The following is a 22817-nucleotide window of genomic DNA, read 5'->3' on the forward strand; positions in this document are numbered from 1 at the left end:
TTTAATTTATCAAGTCCATAATTCGTTTTACATTCTCCTCGGTCGAAGACTCCGCATTGATCCAATGAATGTGGAATCCTCTTCTTTCCATACCTCTGAACCATGTCATCTGCCGCTTCGCAAACTGATGTATGGCTATTTCAAGCTGAGTGAACATCTCTTCATACGAAAGCTTTCCAATCACATACAAGGTAAGATATTTATACTCCAATCCATAATAAATCAAATCATCCGGATGAATACCCTCAGCCAACAAGGATTTTACCTCATCCACCATACCTTCCTCCAAACGCTTCTTCAACCGCCGGGTAATTTTTTCTCTCCGCAATTCGCGGTTAATATCCACTCCGACAATCAAACTGTTTATTTCCGGGAAGGAACGCGCATTCACATCCTGCTTTAAATAGTATTCTTCTATTTCAATGGCACGGACAGCCCGCTTCACGGTATCCACATCTGTAGAATTATGCAATTTCTTGTAATGTCCCAATATTTCGGTCAATTCCGGCAAAGATTTGGAAGCCAAACGCTCTCGCAACTCCTTATTTTCCGGCACGGGAAGAAGGCGATATCCTTTCAAGATAGATTCCAGATACATACCTGTTCCTCCGCATAAAATCGGCATAAGCCCTCTGGATTTCATATCTTCATACGCCACTAAAAAATCCCTCTGGTATTCAAAGACATTGTATTTATATCCCGGCTCCACAATATCAATCAAATGATAAGGAATCCGATATCCGTCTACTATATAATCTGATAAGTCTTTCCCTGTACCCAAATCCATCCTACGATACACCTGCCGACTATCTCCGCTAATAATTTCCGTTTTCAAACGCGCTGCCAGTGCCGCAGCCAAAGAAGTCTTTCCGGAAGCCGTAGGACCAAGTATCGTAACCAAATCATAATTCATAAGAGCAAAATTGAGGAGTTCGGCAGCAAAGATAACCTTTTTCTGCACACCAAGCACGATAATGAGCAAAAAAAAGGCCACCAGGAAAATCCTGGCGGCCTTTGCTATATGGTTTTAAACTAATTAGCAGTTTACAGAAGCCATGTGAGCGATCAAATCCAATACTTTGTTAGAGTAACCGATTTCGTTGTCATACCAAGAAACAACCTTAACGAAAGTATCAGTCAAAGCGATACCAGCTTTAGCATCGAAGATAGAAGTGTGAGTGTCACCCAAGAAGTCAGAAGAAACGACTGCATCTTCAGTATAACCCAGGATACCCTTCAATTCGCCTTCAGAAGCTTCCTTCATAGCAGCGCAGATTTCAGCGTAAGTAGCCGGTTTAGCCAAGTTAACTGTCAAGTCAACTACAGATACATCCAAAGTCGGAACACGCATTGACATACCAGTCAGTTTACCGTTCAAAGCCGGGATAACTTTACCTACAGCTTTAGCAGCACCTGTTGAAGACGGGATGATGTTACCAGAAGCAGCACGACCACCTCTCCAGTCTTTCATAGAAGGACCGTCAACAGTTTTCTGAGTAGCAGTAGTAGAGTGAACTGTAGTCATCAAACCATCAGTGATACCCCATTTGTCGTTCAAAACCTTAGCGATCGGAGCCAAGCAGTTAGTAGTACAAGAAGCGTTAGAAACGAACTGAGTACCCTTAACGTAAGTCTTTTCGTTAACACCGCAAACGAACATCGGAGTGTCATCCTTAGAAGGAGCTGACATTACTACATATTTAGCACCTGCCTGAATGTGAGCCTGAGCTTTTTCTTTAGTCAGGAACAAACCAGTTGATTCAACAACGTATTCAGCGCCAACTGCATCCCATTTCAAATCAGCAGGATTCTTTTCAGCAGTTACACGGATTTCTTTACCGTTAACAATCAATTTGCTGTTTTCAACGTCAGCTTCGATAGTACCGTTGAATTTACCGTGCATAGTATCATATTTCAACATGTATGCCAAGTAATCAACTGGACACAAGTCGTTAATACCTACGATCTGAATATCGTTTCTGTTCTGAGCTGCACGGAATACGAAACGGCCGATACGACCGAAACCGTTAATACCTACTTTAATCATTTTGTTTAAAATTTAAAGGTTTTATAATTGCTTTATAAACACTCACTCTGTCTGTAACCAAAGAGAAGTATTAAAATGTCATTCCTTTCTCCCTGATTGCGATGCAAAAATAAGTATTTCTTTTGAAAGTCAATCAAGAAATAGGAGAAAATTTAATCAAAAACAATCAGCTTTTACACCTTATTTATATATAAGGCCTTTTTTTATTTCATTTTTACTTCTCAAAAACGTAATTTGCAATCTCAATATACCAAATTGACATTGTCAATCCACAACTTGTTTCCAGGTGAACCTACAAATGCCCCTCCCATACTGGATGTGAACTGAAGAATCAAGTGAGTAGGATGCTCATTTTCTTCCGCCCAACCAATCTCTTTTATCAGCTTGCTTTCTCCTTTGCTGTTACGGGCATAATATCCACCTGCTCCCAGCTGCATCAAATCTGCCACATAACGTTTGTCATGCGTGATATCACCATACATGATTTCATACGTAGCCCCATTGTGCCATCCCTGCGTCTGGTTATATTTTACGGCCACTGTTCCTACGCGTTTCGCGATGATATTCCCTTCTGCATCTTCCGTACGTTTCTGCAACAGACACACCATGATGGCACAGTCCTGCCCCGGGACAGTCGATTTCTTGCTGAATCCGGTCTGGCGAATACGATTCGGTTCTCCCGACATCTGCACTTTATAGTCGTAACGGACTGCCTTTGGACGGGATGTAAAAGGCAATCCGGAATTCAACGCCTTTTCCCCATCTTTAGTTCCGGTAATCGGTTCCTTCATATCTCCAAGGAACATCGAACCAGAAGCCAATACCGTAATATTGACCAAGCCAAGCACCTTCACACTTTCCACATGAGTTTCCAGACGGGCACAATATCCATCTCCCCGTTTCTCAGGATATACACTGGTATTCGTTTTCACAATACCCATCACCTTCGCCATTACGTTGGAATTGCCCCATGGAGAGCCTCCCTGATTCACATAAGCCACATTCCCATCAATTTCCTTTGTCGGTCCAAGCTCATACAACAGCTTTGTCTTTCCTCCAATGATTCCTGATTCATGAATCTTACGCGTCACCCATTGGTCCATATCACCATATTTAATGGGAACAACCTTTTCCTGTGCCTGCATGGCCAAAGGCATGCCCAGCAATACCATACCTATAATTCTATTCAGTTTCATACATAGTCTAAGTTTTCCGGCGGCAAATATAATAAAAAAAGCGACTGTTTTCATGCAGCCGCTTCCAATCCTGATATATGGGATAATAAATCTTATCTATGTCACATTTTAATACACCCGATACAACAGCCAAGAACCCTGGAAATCTTCACGATTAGGATATTTGGCCTTAAACGCGTCTCTTGCCCGGGCAGCCTCGTCTCTCGTATCAAATGATTCCACTACCACGCGGTACATATTACGTTCTGCGTTATACACCACTTTGGCATTATAACCGTCTCTGTCAAGCATGGACTTCAGACCATCTGCATTCGCCTTCACACCAAAACTACCGCAAACCACACTGTAAGCTTTCAGTCCGTCACCAGAAACAAGTTCCACTTTTTCCTCACGTACAGGAGCCGTAGAAACGACAGGTGCAGGCGCCGGAGCAGCCTCTACCGCAGGAGCCTCTGCCGGTGCTTCTGTAGCAGCCGATGCTTCAGCCAGTTCTTGCTGTTTAGCTTTTTCATAAGCTTTCTTGTAAGCACTTTCACTTGATTTACAAGAAGAGAAGGCCAATGCAGTGCACAATGCCATTCCCATTACAACTACTTTCTTCATGTTATCTATACAAATTAGATGAATATTCAGTTTAACATGTTGCAAAGGTAACAATATAAAATCTGCCTGACTATTAAAATCAGTTAATTATATACCTTATACCACATAGATATGCATTTTTCGATAAAAAAAGAACAACATATCAGGATTATTATTAGATTTGTAAAGTAATAACTTTTAAAAAGTAGATTTATGAAAGCATTAAGTATCGTAGCAGCATTCTTAGGTGGTGTAACATTAGGAGCTGCAGCAGGCATTTTGTTTGCTCCGGAAAAAGGCGAAGAAACCCGTAGAAAGATTGCAGAAGTTCTTCGCAAGAAAGGCATTCGGCTGAACCGTGCAGAAATGGAAGATTTGGTCGACCAGATAGCAGCAGAAGTAAAAGACGCTGAATAAATTTGTCGTAAGTATATAAAGCAGGCTTTTTCCATGGAAAAGTCTGCTTTATATTTTTTCATCTTAGAATAACTGCCTATGTTTGCAAACGATAGAAGCATCGACAACCTGGAAGCCCTTTTCAAGGAAGTCAAAAAATACGTAGAACTCCAAGGACAGTATATCAAGCTCGATTTAGTGGAAAAGCTAACCGTCCTCCTGTCCACCCTCATACTCATACTCATACTCATTATCCTCGGCATGATGGCGCTATTCTATTTCTCATTCATGCTGGTTTATGCCTTGGCCCCACTTGTAGGAAGCCTCATCGGGGGATATGCCATCATCGGGGGTGTTGTCCTCCTTTTGGCGGTTCTCATCTACCGCATGCGTAAACAATGGATATTCCAACCGATGGTACATTTTCTGGCCCGACTGTTCCTGGATGAATCTACCCCTAAAAAATAAGATATAATGGACGAGACAAAAACCCCTATCAATTATAGCGTGGAAATCATTTCCCAACTGAGAGCTCAAAAGAAGCAAGAGCTCAGAGACTCGAAGGAACGCATACAGCGCCTGACTGAAGACTTATTCGCTCCGCAACAAAGTAAAAACCAAATGGAGAATATCATGCAGCATGTCAATGCCGGAATCGCCGCTTACGACGGACTCCGGACCGGTATCATGATATTCCAACGTATCCACCGTTTTTTTAACCGAAAGAAAAGATAAAATCACTGATGAGAATTCCATTACTTATTGCTGCGCTTGCCACATGCAGTGTGGCCGGAGCTGCAGAAAATCCGTTATGGATGCGTTATTGCTCCATCTCTCCCGATGGCAGCACCATTGCATTCTGTTATAAAGGAGACATTTATACCGTGGCTTCCACAGGCGGGGAAGCCAGACAGTTAACCACCCACCAGGCTTATGACACCCATCCCATCTGGAGCCCGGATGGAAAACAGATAGCTTTCGCTTCTTCCCGTCAAGGCAGTATGGATATCTATCTTGTATCCAAAGACGGCGGAACTCCCCAAAGACTGACCACCCACTCCGGGAATGAATTGCCAGTTACTTTTACTGACGAGGGACACCTTCTGTTCAGGGCAAGCGTAATGCCGGATGCGGCAGACCTGTCCTTCCCCAGTTCACAGTTTCCGCAAGTGTATGAAGTCAGCACCCAAGGAGGACGCCCCGTCCTGTATTCCTCTTTCCCCATGGAGGACATCAGCGTAGGTAAAGACGGGACTATCCTGCTCTATCACGACCAGAAAGGCTACGAAGACCCTTGGCGCAAGCATCATACATCTTCCATTACGCGTGACATCTGGCTCAGCAAGGAAGACGGCAACCACCAGCGTACTTACCAAAAACTGACATCCTTCAACGGAGAAGACCGCAGTCCGGTATGGAGTGCCGACAACCAGTCATTTTACTACCTGAGCGAAAAAGACGGGTCTTTCAACGTGTTCAAACGAAACCTGGATGGAAGCAATGAGATTCAGCTGACCCATCACACCCAACATCCGGTCCGTTTCTTGTCTGCTTCACAAGACGGCCTTCTATGCTACGGCTACGACGGTGAAATCTATACCGTAAAAGAAGGACAATCTCCACAAAAGGTCAATATCCGTATCGTGACAGACCAGACAGAAACCGAACTGGCTCACCAGATAAGAACCTCTGGGGCTACGGAAATCGCTGTCTCTCCCAATGGAAAAGAAGTGGCTTTCGTGCTTCATGGAGATGTATTTGTCACTTCTACCGACTACAGAACCACCAAACAAATCACAGATACCCCCGAACAAGAGCGCAGCCTAGATTTTTCTCCAGACGGACGAAGCATCGTATATGCCTCCGAACGGAATGGTATCTGGCAAATCTATCAGTCTAGCCTTACCGAAAAGGAGGAAAAGTTATTCACTTATGCCACCGGCATCAAGGAAGAACGGCTTACGCAGACACAAGTTACCTCTTTCCAACCCCAATACAGCCCAGACGGGAAGAAAGTGGCCTTCCTTGAAAACCGTACGACTTTGCGCGTACTCAACTTGAAAGACAAATCCGTATGCACTGCCATGGACGGGAAATATGAGTATTCCTACAGCGACGGAGACCAGTGGTTCCAATGGAGTCCCGACAGCCGCTGGCTGCTCTGCGGCTATATCGGTACAGGTGGATGGAACAACAGCGACGTGGCATTGGTCAATGCTTCGGGCAACGGCGAAATCCATAACCTGACAGAAAGCGGATACAATGATTCCAACGCGAAATGGGTGCTGGACGGAAAAGCCATGATTTGGGAAAGTGACCGGGCCGGCTACAGAAGCCACGGAAGCTGGGGTGCCGAAAGTGATGTCTACATCATGTTCTTCGACCTGGATGCCTACGAGCGCTTCCGGCTGAGTAAGGAAGAGCTGGCACTCGTGGAAGAAAAAGAGAAAAAAGAAGAAGACAAGGACAAGCAGGACGACAAGAAAAAAGACAAAAAGAAAAATAAAGAGAAATCAGAAAAAGAGGAAGTCACCCCTCTCACTTTTGACCTGGAAAATTGCCGTGACCGAATAATCCGACTGACAGGAAATTCATCTTTCCTGGGTGATGCCGTACTTTCTCCCAAAGGTGACAAATTGTATTATCAGGCTTCCTTTGAAGATGGAGCCGACTTGTGGGTACACGACCTGAAGGAACAGAAGACTGAGCGTTTGCTCAAGGACATCGGATATGGTTCATTGATTTACAACAAAGAAAACAAACAGCTGTTCTTGTGCAGCAACGGAGCCATAAAGAAGATAGACACCGAAAAGAACAACATCCAGAATGTTGATTTTGAAGCTATATTCAACTATCGTCCTTACAAGGAACGGGAATATATTTTCAATCACGTATGGCAGCAAGTGCTCGACAAGTTCTATGTACCCGACCTGCACGGAACCGACTGGAAGTTCTACCGTGAAAGCTATGCCCGCTTCCTGCCATATATCAACAACAACTATGATTTCCAGGAAATGCTGAGCGAACTGCTGGGCGAGCTGAACGGTTCGCATACCGGTGCCCGGTATTATGCTCCGGGAGCCACCCTCTCCACTGCCTGTCTGGGAGCTTTCTTCGACAACACATACGACGGCGACGGTTTGAAAATACAGGAAATCATCGCCAAAGGTCCGTTTGCAGTCAAGAAAACCGATGTGACCACGGGATGCATCATCGAAAAGATTGACGGCCAACCGATACTGAAAAATGTGGATTATTTCCCGATGCTAGAAGGAAAAGCTGGAAAGAACGTACAACTCAGCATCTATAATCCAGCCAACGGAAAACGATTCCAGGTGAGCATCAAACCTATCAGTATGGGAGCCCAGAATGAGCTTCTTTACAAGCGCTGGGTGAAACGGAATGAAAAAATGGTAGAAAAACTTTCCGGAGGACGCATTGCATACGTACACGTGAAAGGCATGGACAGCCCAAGCTTCCGCACCGTGTACAGCGAATTGCTGAGCGACCGGAACCGTAACAAGGAAGCGGTCATCGTCGACACCCGTCATAATGGCGGAGGATGGCTTCACGACGACCTGGCCACTTTGCTGAGCGGCAAAGAATACCAACGTTTCGTGCCACGTGGACAATACATCGGCAGCGATCCGTTCAACAAATGGCTGAAGCCTTCTTGCGTCATGATTTGCGAAGACAATTACAGCAACGCACATGGTTTCCCATGGGTATATAAGGAACTGAAAATCGGAAAGCTGATTGGTGCTCCTGTGCCCGGCACCATGACTGCCGTATGGTGGGAACGTCAGATAGACCCAACTATCGTGTTCGGTATCCCGCAGGTAGGCTGCATGGATATGCGTGGCCAGTACATGGAAAACCATCTGCTGGAACCCGACATTACCGTATACAATACCCCCGAAAAATCATTGAAGGGCGAAGATGAGCAACTGGAAGCAGCCGTAAAAGAAATGCTTAAAGAAGCCGATGCGGCAAAGAATAAGAAATAAGATTCCAACTACCTGAAACAGACAGGCGGGGAAAGCTGATTCGTGTTCAACTTTCCCCGCCTGTCTGTTTCTGCCTCATTGTCTTTTCTCTTTCAGAAATCTTGGCGGATCACCTGGCAGCATCTATTCTCCTTTCACCACCAGTTCCTGATGCATCACTTCCTGGCGGTTATAGTTCCGCTGGTGTGTTTTCCAATATTCCTCCAGATTATCTGCCTCTTCTTTCGTCAGATGAATCACGGCTCCGTGCTTGGGAGAAGTATAATTGGTCGTCTTCATGACCCCTTCGTTAAAGTGTCCCAAATTCTTGAAATGCACGAAGTCGGAAGTCTCGGCAAATCCGAAATTATGAGGTGTAATACTGAATATGTCATACATCAACACCCATTTGTCCTCGCCAATCCTTTTCCATACATTGGGGGCCTCACACGCTTTTGGCTCAAAGTCATACCAACGGGCATCGTACACATAGCCTCCGTTCATCCGGTCGGATACGGCCTGTTTGATTCCTCCAATTCCGTCATGGGCCACATAAAACAAATGGTACTTGTCACCAATCTTGGTGATATCTCCGTCAATGGCCGACACTCCGTCCATCGGATACTCAAACAAAATCTGAGGCGTGCTTTCTATCTTATTGAAATCATCGTTCACATAAACATAATACAATTTGTTGGCCTCGCTCTTGAACCGCATGGTATAATAAATCATCAGTTTGCTCTTCTTATCGTCATAAGCCACTTCGGGCGCCCATACGCAACCCACTTCGCTCAATCCGGCAGAAAGCTTGTCGAAACGGATATTGGCCCGATTCCAGTGAATCAAATCCCATGATTTCATCAGCACCAGTCCCCGGTTGTTTCCCCATCCATACTCCGGACCACGCTCCCATTCCGTTGTCCGGTAACCGTCCCGCTGGCCAAACACATGCAGGTCGGTCATCGACAGGTAAAAGGCTCCATCCGGTCCGCGGAAGATATGCGGGTCACGAATGCCTCGCTGATAGGCTATGGTATCGCCCGCCAATACAGGCTCACCGTTATTGACAGCTGTAAAGGTATAACCGTCGCGACTCACAGCCATATACAGGCCATGCGTTTCATCCCGGTGAAAAACCATCAGGTAGGCTCCCATATCCTTTTCTTCCGGAATAGCGTTACGGTAACGGAAATCACGGAACCCGACCTTTCCTTTTCCTGCAGCATAAAGCGCCGGACGCAAAGCATAAAATCCTTTATACACATTGTGATTCAAACGGGAGACATCCACATTCTCGGCCAACACCTCCCACGTCTTTCCATCCGCACTGACCGACATTTTCAAACGGTTGCCCTGATTCAAGATTTTTATTTTGAACTTATTTCCCAACTGATTGTCTGCCATCAAAGGTTTCTCTTCTCCACGATAGATAGTAAAAATTTTCCCATTGGATGCTACCCCTGCATACGCCTGCTCATTGTAATAAAGCAGCAGACCGCCCGTATTACCATTGCTCAAGGTAACTTCCACGCCCGTTTCATAACATTTATCTCTTGCCGTAGTCAGCAAAAGCCGTCCGTCGGCCGGAGTACGTCCTTTAGCCTTTACCTTCAACATTCCTCCCGTCAGTTCCACATCCTTCGGTGCATAATCTTTCCAGTATGTCCATTGCAGGCCTAATTCAGGTCCACCAAAATCATCGGAAACATCCATTTTCAGTTCAGGTTCCCTGTTTCCGCCCAGACAAATGCCTTCCTGCGCCGTACGGCACCATCCGTCGGAAGTCCATTCTATCGGTTCAATCAAGGTAGACCGTCCCAAAGTATGATATCCATTGGCATACGCATGATATACCACCCACCAGTTACCGTTCACATCGTCGATAAGTGTTCCATGTCCCTTCGACCACCAATTCTCGCTGGCACTATATGTATGCACAATCGGATTATACGGAGAGTTTTCCCAAGGGCCGAACACCGATTTGGAACGGGCCACCACACACATGTGACTCGTAGCCGGCCCGGCTGTCCCTCCTTCTGCCGAAATCATGTAATAATATCCGTCTTTCCGGAGCAGTTTCGGAGATTCCAGATACATATCCTTTCCTTCTGTCACCCAGTTGGCCGGATATTCCCATCCGTCGTACACTTTGCGGCTCGGCCCGGTGACTTTCAATCCGTCTTCGCTCAAGGGAGTAATCCAACCGTTGTTTGTAAACAGATACCGTTTCCCGTCTTCACCCACCACATGGCCTGGATCAATACCTTTTACCTCTAATTTCACCGGCTTGCTCCACGGACCATGGATATCGTCGGCATAAATCACGTAGTTTTCTCCCGTAGAAGTCGGATAATAAATGTAATAACGCCCTTGATATTTCAATAAATCCGGTGCCATGACGGAACCTTCATATTCCGGCAGTGCCCGGCAAACCGGCTCCCAGCGCATCAAATCGGTGGAATGCCAAATCAAGAAACCCGGCGCATAATAGAAAGGTGAATGCGTAATGTAATAATCCTTACCATCACGGAGGATGGACGGATCCGGATAATCTCCGGGGAAAATCACTTTTGGAAAATTCTGTGCCCCTATTCCGGTCCCCACAGAAATGAAAAGCACAATCAACAAGAATAGTTTTTTCATGGTATCTATAAGATGCTAAATTATACAACACACAAAAATAGCAAGTAATTTCTGAAAAAACGGAGAAAAAAGAACACAAAAGGTAGAGAAATGTAACTTTTAAAAGGCCCTCCAAAAACGCACTTGCGTTTTTCCTAAAACGCCAAAGAGTTTTGATTAAAACGCACTTACGTTTTGAGTCAAACGTACTTGCGTTTTTTTCAAGCACAAAACCGTTGTCCGACCACTCTATAATCGGACAACGGTTTCAGCAAAAAAGACAAGCCTGTAGACTAATAGCTATGCTCGTCTTCCTTTATTTCTTCCATGGTCAGCGGCTTGCGGTCGATAGCCCGCCATGCATAGATGATATAAGCCAGTACAAACGGAACTAAAATAGACACATAGGCCATGGTTTTCAGTGTAAACTGGCTGGAGCAGCTGTTGGCAATGGTCAGTGAACTCTGCAAGTCGGCGGTAGACGGATAATAAGCCGTATGATTATAGCCAGCCACCAGCAACAAGGCCAGCACCGTCAGCACGGTACCGATTCCGGCAAACCAGATGCCGCGGGTATAAGTTTTGCAGAAAATGCTCTTGCCTATTCCATACAACACACCCACAACTCCTATCAGGAACAGGATGAGCAGATACGGCATTTCTACCAGATTATGGAAATATTTGAACGGCTCCATCACAATCAGCCCGTTGTCCGGATTTACCGCAAAGCCGTCTTTCAACAACGTACGGATGACAAATGCCAGGAAGAAAACCAGGAAAGGCACCACATCGGCAATCAGTTGACGGCGGAAGCGGGCATTCAGTTCTTCGTGACGGATGTTGTTGATGAAATACAGATTTCCCAACAAACGGGCAAGGAACAGTACGGCAAATCCCAAAATCAAGTTCCAAGGGTCGCCAAAAGCATCCAGTCCATGCCAACCGTTTCCCCAATGACTGATGACCGGCATCATCTCATCGGTCAGATTACCCTTGCTTACCACAAAATTAGAGCCATTGAAGAAAGTAGCCACGGCCGCACCCAGCAACAGCGGGCCGACCACTCCGTTCAACACCAAAAAGAACTGATAAGTACGTTTACCCAGCCAGTTGCCCAGTTTCGACTGAAACTCGTAGGACACCGCCTGCAGCACAAAGCTGAAAAGGATAATCATCCACAGCCAGTAAGCCCCTCCGAAACTGGTGCTGTAGAACAAAGGGAAAGAAGCAAAGAAAGCTCCTCCAAAAGTGACCAGCGTCGTAAAGGTAAATTCCCATTTACGCCCCGTGGAGTTCACAAGCAAAGTACGTTCGTCTTCTGTACGTCCCAGGCAATACAGCAAAGAGTTTCCTCCCTGCACAAACAGCAGAAACACCAGCAATGCACCCAGCAAAGAAACCAGGAACCACCAGTAATGCTGCAAGAATATATAAGTTGAATCCATATTTTTTCGGTTTTAAGATAATGTATCGGTTAGTTTATTTCTCGTCCGGTCCTTTGCGGATAGCTTTCACCATAATGCCGATTTCCGCAATCAGCAGCACGGTAAACATCACAAGGAAAATAAAGAAAGTGGTCTGTACGGAACCCGTTTCCAGTTTCGACACAGCAGCATTGACGGGCAGCATGTCCTGAATGGTCCAAGGCTGGCGGCCCATCTCGGCCACAATCCATCCGGCCTGACTGGCAATGTAAGCCAACGGGATGCTCCACAAAGCAATCCAGTGCAACCAGTTCAGCTTGGCCAGCTGTTTTTTCCAGACCAGTACCAGAATAACCAGGAAAAACAAAATGAAATACATACCCAGCCCCACCATCACACGGAACGACCAGAACAGCAGTCCTACATGCGGAACCAGTGCATCTTTATCCTGAATATATCCGTAACCGAAATAAGGCATATACTCATCCAACGCGCTACGGGCAATCTGCATGGCCGACTCGTCGCCTTGCTGTTTAGCCCTGCGGAAATCAGCCAATGCCGTAATGGCCTTCTTTCCGTTGGCCATCTTCTCCTCCGCAGAAAGTGCGGTAGAACCATCCGGAAGCGTATAGCCACCGTTCTGCAAGTCATTGATGCCCGGCACATAGCCCGAAGTGCTATGTGTAGCCAGGAAGGAGAGCATTTCCGGAATCTTAATGGCACCGACCACCGTAAGTGGCTCGTGCGTGCCTCCATCATATAGCGCCTCCATGGCAGCCAGTTTCATAGGCTGCACCTGTGCCACCTGATAAGCCGATTTGTCGCCCGTTCCAGCCGTTACCAGTGCCGCAAACAGTCCGACAGCTGCAGCCACCTTCATGCTGGCCAATGCAAATTCTTTTTCACGCTTGCGAATCAGATACCAGGCACTTATACCGATGACAAAAGCAGCACCTACCATCCAGCTGCTCAATACGGTATGGAAGAACTTCACCACTGCCACCGGAGAAAAAGCCACCGACATGAAGTCGACCATCTCATTACGCATGGTTTCCGGATTGAATTCCATTCCCACAGGATACTGCATCCAGGAATTAGCCACCAGAATCCACCAGGCAGAAATTGTAGCTCCCAACCCGGTCAACCAAGTGGAAGCCAGGTGGAAGCCCTTGCTCACCTTGTGCCAGCCGAAGAACATGACGGCCACAAAAGTGGCTTCCATAAAGAAGGCCAAAATACCTTCAATGGCCAGCGGAGCTCCGAAGATGTCGCCCACAAACCAGGAATAATTACTCCAGTTGGTACCGAACTGGAACTCCAGAATCAAACCTGTAGCCACACCAATGGCGAAATTGATTCCAAAAAGTTTCATCCAGAACTTTGCCGTACGCTTCCAGAATTCATTTCCAGTACGTACATACAGTGTTTCCATAGTTGCCATAATCACGGCCAAGCCCAATGTCAATGGCACAAACAACCAATGGTAAATGGCCGTCAAGGCAAACTGTGCCCTCGACCAGTCAATCATCGAAGTGTCGATTGTTTCAAGCATAAAAAATCACTTTATCGGTTAATATTAATAAGGTATAGTTATTCTGCCATCCGGTCGGTCAGTTCCACTCCTACATAATCCTGTTTTTCTTCCTCACTCTTTCCACTCAGAAACGAAGGGAAGAAAAACAATTTCAGGATAAAGAACATGACAAAAAGCTTTATCAGGATAATGGCCCATAAGGTCCGGCCGATGGTCATCTCCCGAAAACCGTCACGGTAAAAATAAAAAATTCGAATGATAGTCTTTTTAATCATAATCTAGTTTTATAATGATTACAAAGTAAATGCTTTATCGGGAAAAAACAAGAGTTTATCGAGATATTCTGTGGAAAAATCTATCTGTTTTGCGCTTCTTTATATAAAGGAATACATTTGCAATGTAAAAATTCAATGAAATATGAAAAAAAGAGAACTCATTTTCTTCGCTGCATTCGCGACTTTCCTGTCGGCTAATGCTCAAGAGAAACAAACCTGGTCGCTTGATGACTGCATAAATTATGCGCTGGAGAAAAACATCCAGCTGCAGCAGAACAAGATTTCCTTACAGGAAAGCGAAGTGGATGTGAAAACCGCAAAGGCTGCACTCTTCCCCAGCCTTTCATTCAATACCGGACAGAATCTGGTGAACCGTCCGTATCAGGAAAACAGTGCCACGGTAAGTGGAACGGAAATCATCAGCAGTACCAACAAGACTACCTACAATGGAAGTTACAGTCTGTCGGCACAATGGACACTCTGGAACGGCGGACAGCGCCTGAACAACATCAAACAGCAAAAGAAAAATCAGGAAATAGCCGAACTGAGTGTGGCAGAAACCGAGAATACTCTCAAAGAAGAAATCACGAAACTCTTCCTTCAGATTCTTTACGCAGACGAATCGGTCCACATCAACAAAGGAACGCTGGAAGTGAGTAAAGCCACTTACGAACGTGCCAAGGAACTGTTCAATCAAGGAAGTATTTCAAAAGCCGACCTGGCTCAGCTGGAATCTCAGGTAGGAAACGACGAGTATCAGCTGGTGACTTCCGAAAGTTCACTGAGAAACTACAAGCTTCAGCTGAAACAGATGCTGGAACTGGACGGCACAGCCGAAATGGAACTGGAACTCCCGGTGCTGGATGATGCTAAAGTGATGCAGCTGCTTCCGAACCAGGAAGATGTGTACCAGACAGCACTGGCCAACCGTCCGGAAATCCAAAGCAGCAAACTGAGCATTGACAATGCCAAGCTGGCCATTTCTTCTGCCAAAAGCGGCTATTTCCCGACTATCAGCCTGTCGGCCTCAACCTCAAGTATGACCAACAACTCCAGCCAGAACAACTGGGCACAGCAGATGAAATATGGCTGGAACAACATGATTGGATTGAACATCAGCGTACCGATTTTCAACAACCGCCAGACCAAAAGTGCGGTAGAAAAAGCACAGTTCCAATACAATTCCTCCTTGCTGAACCTTCAGGACAAACAGAAAGGATTGTATACGGACATCGAAACCATCTGGCTGGATGCGCTGAACGCACAGCAGCAATATGCAGCGGCCGAAGTGAAGCTGAAAAGCAGCCAGACCAGCTTCGACATGGTCAACGAACAGTTCAAACTGGGCATGAAGAATACTGTAGAACTGCTGACAGAAAAAAACAACCTGCTCAGCGCACAGCAGCAGCGGATTCAGGCCAAGTATATGGCGATATTGAACCGCACACTACTTGATTTTTACGCAGGAAAAGACATTGAATTATAATAACCAAACAATATGAACAAGAAAAAAATAATTATCACAGCTGGCGTCGTAATTGTACTGGCTGTGGCAGGATACTGGATTTTTGGCAAGAAGAGCGCACAAGGCAAAGTAGACTTCGTCACCGAAACAGTAGCAAAAGGCAACATCAGCAATTCCATTACAGCTACAGGAACCATTGAACCTGTCACTGAAGTGGAGGTCGGTACACAGGTTTCAGGTATCATCGACAAAATATACGTGGATTACAATTCGGTAGTAAAAGAAGGGGAAGTGATAGCCGAGATGGATAGAGTGACCCTGCTCAGCGACTTACAGTCAGCGCAAGCTACATACGACGGCGCAAAAGCCGAATACGATTATCAGAAAAAACTATACGAGAGAAACAAAAAACTGCATGAAAAGCAACTGATCAGCGAAACTGATTACGAGCAGAGCACATACGATTACGAACGTGCCAAGAGTACATTCGAACAAAGTCAGGCAGCTCTTTCAAAGGCGGAACGCAACCTTTCTTATGCTACCATCACTTCTCCAATCAACGGTATCGTTACCAGTAAGGACGTAGAAGAAGGACAGACCGTGGCCTCCGGTTTCGAAACGCCGACCCTGTTTACCATTGCTGCAGACCTCACCAAGATGCAGGTAGTGGCCGATGTGGACGAAGCCGATATTGCCGGAGTGAGAGACAGTGCCAGAGTCACGTTTACCGTTGACGCCTATCCGAATGATGTATTCGAAGGACGGGTTCACCAAATCCGACTGGGCAGCGCCAACAGCAGCAGTTCCAGCAGTTCCAGTAGCACCAGCAGTGAAACAGTTGTCACTTATGAGGTAGTCATTACAGCAGACAATCCGGATTTGAAGTTGAAACCGAGACTGACCGCCAATGTGACCATCTACACGGATACACGTGACAATGTGCTCGTGGTTCCCAACAAGGCGTTGCGTTTTACTCCAGAAAAAGAGCTGGTAGGCAAAAAGACTATTACCGACTGTAAAGGTGAACACAAAGTATGGACCATGGATGCCAACGGATTCACCGCTCACCCGGTTAAAGTCGGTCTGAGCGACGGAAGTCATACGGAAATTCTGGAAGGTATCAGTGAAGGAACACCGATTGTCACAGAAACGGTATTGAAAGGATTTGCCGACACTACAGCATCCGAAGCTTCTGCCGACGGAGAAAGAAGCCCGTTCATGCCAGGCCCTCCGGGAAGTGACAAGAAAAAACAAAAATAAGGAGAAACCGTCATGAAAAAGACTGTCATAGAATTACAAAATATCAAACGGAATTTCCAGGTGGGTGATGAAACAGTACATGCACTGCGCGGCATCTCGTTCAGCATTCAGGAAGGAGAATTTGTGACCATCATGGGTACATCCGGTTCCGGTAAGTCCACCCTGCTGAACACACTGGGATGTCTGGACACACCGACCAGCGGGGAATACCTGCTCGACGGGGTATCTGTACGCACGATGAGCAAACCACAGAGGGCGGTACTGCGAAACCGGAAAATCGGATTCGTATTCCAAAACTACAACCTGCTGCCCAAAACGACGGCAGTAGAAAATGTAGAGCTTCCATTGATGTACAACAGTGCCGTCAGTGCCGCTGAACGCCGCCGTCGGGCCATAGAAGCCCTGACAGCCGTGGGACTGGCCGACCGTCTGGAACACAAGTCTAACCAGATGTCCGGTGGACAGATGCAGCGCGTGGCCATTGCCCGTGCACTGGTCAACAATCCGGCGGTTATCCTGGCCGATGAAGCGACCGGTAACCTGGACACTCGTACTTCTTTCGAAATTCTGGTTCTTTTCCAGAAACTTCACCAGGAAGGACGTACCATCATCTTCGTGACACACAATCCGGAATTGTCACAATACAGCAGCCGTAACATCCGACTGCGTGACGGCCATGTCATTGAAGACGTAACCAACCCCCATATTCTTTCGGCTGCGGAAGCATTGGCTGCCCTTCCGAAAAACGATGATGATTGACAATTTATCAAGATAACTTATGAATGGAACAAACCTTTTTAAAATAGCTTTCCGGGCATTGGCTAACAACAAGCTCCGTGCTTTCCTGACCATGCTGGGAATCATTATCGGAGTAGCTTCCGTCATTGCCATGCTGGCCATCGGACAGGGCTCCAAACGGAGTATCCAGAAACAAATCTCCGAAATGGGTTCCAATATGATTATGATTCATCCGGGAGCCGAAATGCGGGGCGGTGTCCGTCAGGACCCGTCGAGCATGCAAACGCTGAAGCTGGAGAATTATGAGACTTTACGTGATGAGTGTATGTACCTGTCTGCCATCAGCCCGGATGTCTCTGCTTCCGGACAGCTGATTTCCGGCTCCAACAACTACCCTTCTTCGGTGAGCGGAGTAAGCCTCGGCTATCTGACCATCCGTCAGCTGACCGTGGAACAAGGGGACATGTTTACGGAAGAAGATATCCGTACGGCAGCAAAAGTGTGTGTCATTGGTAAAACCATTGTAGACAACCTGTTCCCCGACGGACAAGACCCGATTGGAAAGATTATCCGCTGCAACCAGGTTCCTCTCCGAGTAATCGGGGTGCTCAAGTCAAAAGGATACAACTCCATGGGTATGGACCAGGATGACGTGGTACTGGCACCTTACAGCACGGTCATGAAACGTCTGCTAGCCCAGACCTATCTGAGCGGTATCTTTGCTTCCGCCCTGACGGAAGACATGACGGAAGAAGCCGTTGACGAAATCACGAATATCCTCAGAAGGGAACACAAACTGAAAGAAACGGACGACGATGACTTCACCATCCGTACACAGCAGGAACTCAGCTCTATGCTGAATACCACCACCGACCTGATGACTACCTTACTGGCCTGTATCGCAGGAATCTCCCTGGTGGTAGGAGGTATCGGTATCATGAACATCATGTACGTCAGTGTAACCGAACGTACACGCGAAATCGGGCTCCGTATGTCTGTGGGTGCGAGAGGAGTGGATATTCTGTCACAATTCCTGATAGAATCCATCCTGATCAGTATCACCGGAGGGTTGATTGGAGTGATTCTGGGATGTGGAGCCAGCTTCATCATCAAGACAGTTGCCCATTGGCCTGTATTCATCCAACCGTGGAGTGTACTGCTCTCGTTTGCCGTATGTACGTTCACCGGTGTGTTCTTCGGGTGGTATCCGGCCAAGAAAGCGGCCGACCTGGATCCGATTGAAGCACTGCGCTATGAATAAAAAAATAACCGAACTACTTTGTTCTTCATAACTTTGGTTTCCTGTCCGGCCGTCTATTTATACCGTAAATAATCACTATTTACGGTGTGCGACGGCCGGACTTTTCTTAAAAAATCGTATCTTTGCTTTAAATCAATCCGATATGGTGCATATAACTCATAACAAACACCGCTTACTGGAATTAATCATCCACACAATATGCTGGGGATTATTCTTCGGGTTTCCGCTGTTTTTTACCCAACACGACAACGGGAATATCGACTGGAAAGAATTTATCAATCATTCTGGAGTTTCTCTTTCCTTCTTTGTCATTTTTTATGTCAATTACCTGATTCTGATTCCCCAAATACTATTCAAAGAGCATATCGGACGTTTTATTCTGCTGAACCTTGTGCTTATTCTTGTCGTTTCCATCGGATTACGCTACTGGCACAACATGCTTGCATTTCCGCCTCCTGTACGTCCACGCTCTTATCTCCCTCCCCAATATATCTTTTATATAAGAGACATTACCAGTATGATTTTTATGGTAGGGTTGAGTGTGGCCATCCGGATGAGTCTCCGTTGGAGTGCTACGGAACTGGCGCGCCGGGAAGCAGTGAAAAGCCGTACGGAAGCAGAACTTAAGAACCTCCGCAACCAACTGAATCCTCATTTCTTGCTGAATACGCTGAACAATATCTATGCGCTCACTGCATTCGATACGGAAAAGGCCCAGCAAGCTATCCAGGAGCTCAGCAAGCTGCTACGGTACGTGCTGTACGACAACCAGGAGAATTTTGTTCCTCTCACCAAAGAAGTGGAATTCATACGGAACTACATCGAACTGATGCGTATCCGGGTTTCTTCTCAGGTGAAAATCAGCACACATTTCCAAATCCATCCGGACAGTCAGAGCCCTGTGGCTCCCTTGCTGTTCATTTCACTGATAGAAAATGCCTTCAAGCACGGAGTATCCCCCACAGCACCCAGTTTTATCGACATCACATTAACTGAAAAAGAGAACAAAATCCACTGTATAATACGCAACAGCAACTACCCCAAAAGTGCCACTGACAAAAGCGGATCGGGTATCGGACTGGAACAGGTACAAAAAAGACTGGAATTGCTGTATGCCGGACATTACGAATGGCAACATCAGGTCAGTCCCGACCAGAAAGAATACAGTTCGGTTTTAACAATTGATATTCCAGAAACTAATCATAAAAAAACAATGCCATGACAATCAAATGCGCCATTATTGATGATGAACCCTTAGCACTCGGATTGCTGGAAAGCTATGTAAAGAAAACCCCTTCACTGGAACTATGCGGAGCGTATTCCAGTGCCATTCAGGCCATGGAACTCCTGAACGGACATCCGGTGGACTTAATTTTTCTGGACATCCAGATGCCGGAACTGAACGGACTGGAATTTTCCAAAATAATACCGAACAGTACACGCATCATCTTCACAACTGCCTTCGGGCAATATGCTTTAGACGGTTATAAGGTAAATGCCCTTGATTATCTGCTCAAGCCTATCAGCTATACAGATTTCATGACAGCCGTCAACAAAGCCGTACAATGGTTCGAGCTCTGTCAAAAAGCTGAAAATGCGTCCGAAGAAATACAGTCTTCTGAAGATTTGAAATATATTTATGTAAAAAGCGACTACAAACTGATCCAAATAGAACTGGATAAGATTCTTTATATAGAAGGACTCAAAGATTACATTAAAATTCACTTGGAAGACAATCCCCGCCCGATTCTGTCATTGGTCAGCATGAAAATGATGGAAGACAAACTACCCGCCAACCGCTTCATCCGGATTCATCGGTCTTTCATTGTGCAAAAACAAAAAATTAAAATTATAGAAAAAGGAAGAATTGTTTTCGGGAAAGACTACATTCCGATATCCGACAGCTACAAGCAGGAGCTCCAAAATTATGTTAATAAACATACTATTTAAAAATCTGTTGTTTTTTCAACATTTTTTTCTGAAACAATCCAATTTTTTACTGATTTTCTTTGGCTACAATCAATCTAAACCCTATATTTGTAGCGTACATAATAAAAACGGAAGTTGTGAAACTTCCTTTAGAATAGTTTAGTTAAGTCTAGTTTAGTTTTTGTGTTGTGATACTCCTGCTAATAGTGATTAGCGGGAGTATCTTTTTTATTTTCGGAAAAACACCCGACCAAGCTCAAAAATATGTTTATTAACAATTCCCCTCGCGAAAGTTGTTAAAAAACAACAATAGGGCAAAAATGCATATTCTTACAATTTGTATAAAAAAAACTCAGGGAATAGCAATCAATTTATGAACTTGTAAACTTAAACGCCAGACAGGATGTGCCTTTATATAATCCACCACTTCTGAAGTATTCATACAAGAACAAGGTTGCAAGAAATAAACAGAGGCCGGTATCTGCAAATACGGCTCCACCTCTTGCCCTTGATAAACGACCTTTATTTCATCGACCTTCTGCACACACAACTGCGTACCTTGTTTGGGTGAGCAAGTCACCCAGTCAATAGCCTCAGGAAGCACACGGGTTCCATTCGTTTCTATACACACATATTTTCCTGCCGCATGAAGGACTGCGACCAGATTGTTGTCCACCCACAACCCCGGTTCACCTCCCGTCAAAATCACCATTCTACAAGGATATTTCTCTACCTCCTCCAGAATTTCTTCATCCGACATCATTCTCCCCTGCTCATGCTGCGTATCACAAAAATCACATTTCAAATTACATCCCGCGAAACGGACAAAAACTGCAGGTGTACCTACATGAAAGCCTTCCCCTTGGAGGCTATAAAAAATCTCATTAATCTTTTTCATAAATTACGGTGTTTCCTTCAGACTCACAGACTTCCACTCTCACACAATGGGGTACACGCTCACAAATCCATCGAGCTATATTTTCGGCCGTCGGATTGCAAGGCAACACATCATTCAGGTTCTTATGGTCCAACTGTCCCTTTACCACCTCTTTAATATGCGTGAAATCTACCACCATACCATCTGCATTCAACTTTGCCGACTGGCAATAAACCGTAATAATCCAATTGTGACCATGCAGGTTTTCACACTTGCTTTCATAGGAAAGTTCCAGACGATGAGAAGCAGAAATCTCCATCCGTTTAATAACAGTATACATAACAATTTGATTTTTAAAAGATTAAAAACTCCGCATTTAATGTCACCTCAATGCAATTACAAAGGTAAAAAGAATTATCAGACAGAAAAAATTCATGTACAAAGATTTGCACGACCATCAAAACTCACAATTTTTAATAAAATACGCAACAAATATTTTTGAATTTCCAATCAATACAGTATATTTGTATATACTTTTTTGATATACGAATGACGGAAGAGGACAAAAAACTGTTGCATACTTTCGAAGGCAGGTTAAGGCAATTGCTGTTTCTTTATGAGGAACTGGAAAAAGAAAACCTTTCATTAAGAAAAGAAATTGACGCGAAAAATACGGAAATCGACGAATTAAAGAACAGTTGGAAAGAATTGGAAACCAAGTATATCAACTTGAAAAACGCCCGTATCCTCAGTATCAACGACAATGACCTCCGCGATACCAAACAAAGGCTGGCGAAACTTGTGCGTGAAGTCGATAAATGCATCGCTTTGCTGAATGAATAAGACAAAACGGTAAAGTATATACTTTTATGGACGAGAAAAAGAGATTTAATCTACTAATTGACAACGAACGTTATCCTGTGTCCATATTCCCATCGGAAGAGGAAGGATATCGGGAAGCTGCCAAACAGATTAACTATAAACTAAATAAATACCGCAGTGCATTTCCGGAATTCAACAGCATACAGCATTGGAAAATGGTGGCACTCGATTTAGCGTATGAAAATACATCCATGAAGGACAGGAATGATACCCGTCCATACATGGAAAAACTAAAGGAACTGGATGAGGATATTGAAAAATGTATCCAACAAAGCCAAAGCAAAGGTTTATAGAAAGAAGACGTTTATTTTAAAGTAGTTTCACGCATAAGCTTGACCTGAAG

At 45.3% G+C, this 22817-nt stretch carries 22 protein-coding genes; 12 read left to right on the plus strand and 10 right to left on the minus strand.

Translation table 11 applies throughout. From position 1 onward, the window contains the following. Position 1: 1 nt before the first annotated feature. The 4 genes from miaA to OIM59_RS11290 all read right to left on the minus strand — a co-directional run bounded on the left by miaA (position 2) and on the right by OIM59_RS11290 (position 3846). Positions 2–913 carry a tRNA (adenosine(37)-N6)-dimethylallyltransferase MiaA gene (miaA, locus tag OIM59_RS11275; protein ID WP_299173314.1) on the minus strand — a complete coding sequence of 304 codons (912 nt, stop codon included), beginning with the start codon at positions 911–913 and terminating at the stop codon, positions 2–4. A gap of 123 nt (positions 914–1036) precedes the next feature. After that, entirely contained in the window at positions 1037–2047 is a 1011-nt protein-coding gene (gap, locus tag OIM59_RS11280) for a type I glyceraldehyde-3-phosphate dehydrogenase (RefSeq protein ID WP_072543158.1), read from the minus strand. A gap of 242 nt (positions 2048–2289) precedes the next feature. Continuing rightward, the gene (locus OIM59_RS11285) at positions 2290–3243 is read right to left on the minus strand and encodes a PCMD domain-containing protein (protein ID WP_299173312.1); all 954 of its coding nucleotides are present in this window, start codon (positions 3241–3243) and stop codon (positions 2290–2292) included. Positions 3244–3351: 108 nt separating this feature from the next. Continuing rightward, on the minus strand, positions 3352–3846 hold the full coding sequence (locus OIM59_RS11290) for an SPOR domain-containing protein (protein WP_072543160.1): 495 nt from the start codon (positions 3844–3846) through the stop codon (positions 3352–3354). 192 nt (positions 3847–4038) lie between these two features. Between OIM59_RS11290 and OIM59_RS11295 the strand changes: the two genes are divergently transcribed. The 4 genes from OIM59_RS11295 to OIM59_RS11310 all read left to right on the plus strand — a co-directional run bounded on the left by OIM59_RS11295 (position 4039) and on the right by OIM59_RS11310 (position 8228). Further along, positions 4039–4242, plus strand: a complete 204-nt coding sequence (locus tag OIM59_RS11295; protein WP_072543161.1) for a YtxH domain-containing protein — start codon at positions 4039–4041, stop codon at positions 4240–4242. A gap of 78 nt (positions 4243–4320) precedes the next feature. Beyond that, positions 4321–4689 (plus strand): phage holin family protein, encoded by a 369-nt coding sequence (locus OIM59_RS11300; RefSeq protein WP_299173307.1) that lies wholly within the window; start codon positions 4321–4323, stop codon positions 4687–4689. Between the two features lie 6 nt (positions 4690–4695). Then, a complete protein-coding gene (locus OIM59_RS11305) occupies positions 4696–4956 on the plus strand; it encodes a hypothetical protein (RefSeq protein ID WP_299173304.1) in 261 nt (86 codons plus the stop codon). 8 nt (positions 4957–4964) lie between these two features. Further along, positions 4965–8228 (plus strand): S41 family peptidase, encoded by a 3264-nt coding sequence (locus OIM59_RS11310; protein ID WP_303896736.1) that lies wholly within the window; start codon positions 4965–4967, stop codon positions 8226–8228. Positions 8229–8351: 123 nt separating this feature from the next. On the opposite strand, the gene OIM59_RS11315 is transcribed toward OIM59_RS11310, so the two are convergent. From OIM59_RS11315 to OIM59_RS11330, 4 genes are all read right to left on the minus strand, one after another. Continuing rightward, complete coding sequence (locus OIM59_RS11315; protein WP_303896737.1) at positions 8352–10850, minus strand: family 43 glycosylhydrolase; 2499 nt, start codon at positions 10848–10850, stop codon at positions 8352–8354. A 272-nt stretch (positions 10851–11122) separates the two neighbouring features. After that, positions 11123–12274 carry a cytochrome d ubiquinol oxidase subunit II gene (gene cydB, locus OIM59_RS11320; RefSeq protein ID WP_299173296.1) on the minus strand — a complete coding sequence of 384 codons (1152 nt, stop codon included), beginning with the start codon at positions 12272–12274 and terminating at the stop codon, positions 11123–11125. A 34-nt stretch (positions 12275–12308) separates the two neighbouring features. Continuing rightward, complete coding sequence (locus OIM59_RS11325; RefSeq protein ID WP_303896740.1) at positions 12309–13805, minus strand: cytochrome ubiquinol oxidase subunit I; 1497 nt, start codon at positions 13803–13805, stop codon at positions 12309–12311. A gap of 38 nt (positions 13806–13843) precedes the next feature. Beyond that, positions 13844–14062, minus strand: a complete 219-nt coding sequence (locus OIM59_RS11330) for a DUF4492 domain-containing protein (RefSeq protein WP_148329697.1) — start codon at positions 14060–14062, stop codon at positions 13844–13846. A 142-nt stretch (positions 14063–14204) separates the two neighbouring features. Between OIM59_RS11330 and OIM59_RS11335 the strand changes: the two genes are divergently transcribed. The 6 genes from OIM59_RS11335 to OIM59_RS11360 all read left to right on the plus strand — a co-directional run bounded on the left by OIM59_RS11335 (position 14205) and on the right by OIM59_RS11360 (position 20736). Beyond that, entirely contained in the window at positions 14205–15548 is a 1344-nt protein-coding gene (locus OIM59_RS11335) for a TolC family protein (protein ID WP_299173231.1), read from the plus strand. Between the two features lie 12 nt (positions 15549–15560). Then, positions 15561–16787, plus strand: coding sequence for an efflux RND transporter periplasmic adaptor subunit (locus tag OIM59_RS11340; RefSeq protein ID WP_299173228.1), 1227 nt, complete (start codon positions 15561–15563; stop codon positions 16785–16787). Between the two features lie 12 nt (positions 16788–16799). After that, a complete protein-coding gene (locus OIM59_RS11345; RefSeq protein WP_148329700.1) occupies positions 16800–17546 on the plus strand; it encodes an ABC transporter ATP-binding protein in 747 nt (248 codons plus the stop codon). Positions 17547–17565: 19 nt separating this feature from the next. After that, positions 17566–18786: an ABC transporter permease gene (locus OIM59_RS11350; RefSeq protein ID WP_148329701.1), complete on the plus strand. Its 1221-nt coding sequence runs from the start codon at positions 17566–17568 to the stop codon at positions 18784–18786. 142 nt (positions 18787–18928) lie between these two features. Then, positions 18929–20008, plus strand: coding sequence for a sensor histidine kinase (locus OIM59_RS11355; RefSeq protein ID WP_299173223.1), 1080 nt, complete (start codon positions 18929–18931; stop codon positions 20006–20008). Next, positions 20005–20736, plus strand: a complete 732-nt coding sequence (locus OIM59_RS11360) for a LytTR family DNA-binding domain-containing protein (protein ID WP_299173221.1) — start codon at positions 20005–20007, stop codon at positions 20734–20736. Before OIM59_RS11355 ends, OIM59_RS11360 begins: the two co-directional genes overlap by 4 nt. 331 nt (positions 20737–21067) lie before the next feature. Here the strand turns inward: OIM59_RS11360 and OIM59_RS11365 are convergent, their stop codons facing one another. Together OIM59_RS11365 and queD are read right to left on the minus strand one after the other, a co-directional pair. Further along, positions 21068–21613, minus strand: coding sequence for a 7-carboxy-7-deazaguanine synthase QueE (locus tag OIM59_RS11365; RefSeq protein WP_299173218.1), 546 nt, complete (start codon positions 21611–21613; stop codon positions 21068–21070). Next, positions 21600–21932 (minus strand): 6-carboxytetrahydropterin synthase QueD, encoded by a 333-nt coding sequence (queD, locus tag OIM59_RS11370; protein WP_299173215.1) that lies wholly within the window; start codon positions 21930–21932, stop codon positions 21600–21602. Before queD ends, OIM59_RS11365 begins: the two co-directional genes overlap by 14 nt. 209 nt (positions 21933–22141) lie before the next feature. Between queD and OIM59_RS11375 the strand changes: the two genes are divergently transcribed. Both OIM59_RS11375 and OIM59_RS11380 read left to right on the plus strand, forming a co-directional pair. Beyond that, positions 22142–22435 (plus strand): hypothetical protein, encoded by a 294-nt coding sequence (locus OIM59_RS11375; RefSeq protein ID WP_299173212.1) that lies wholly within the window; start codon positions 22142–22144, stop codon positions 22433–22435. 26 nt (positions 22436–22461) lie between these two features. Next, entirely contained in the window at positions 22462–22767 is a 306-nt protein-coding gene (locus tag OIM59_RS11380) for a cell division protein ZapA (RefSeq protein WP_299173210.1), read from the plus strand. Positions 22768–22817 lie beyond the last annotated feature (50 nt).

The sequence above is a fragment of the Bacteroides mediterraneensis genome (genome assembly GCF_025993685.1).
GTDB lineage: Bacteria > Bacteroidota > Bacteroidia > Bacteroidales > Bacteroidaceae > Phocaeicola > Phocaeicola mediterraneensis_A.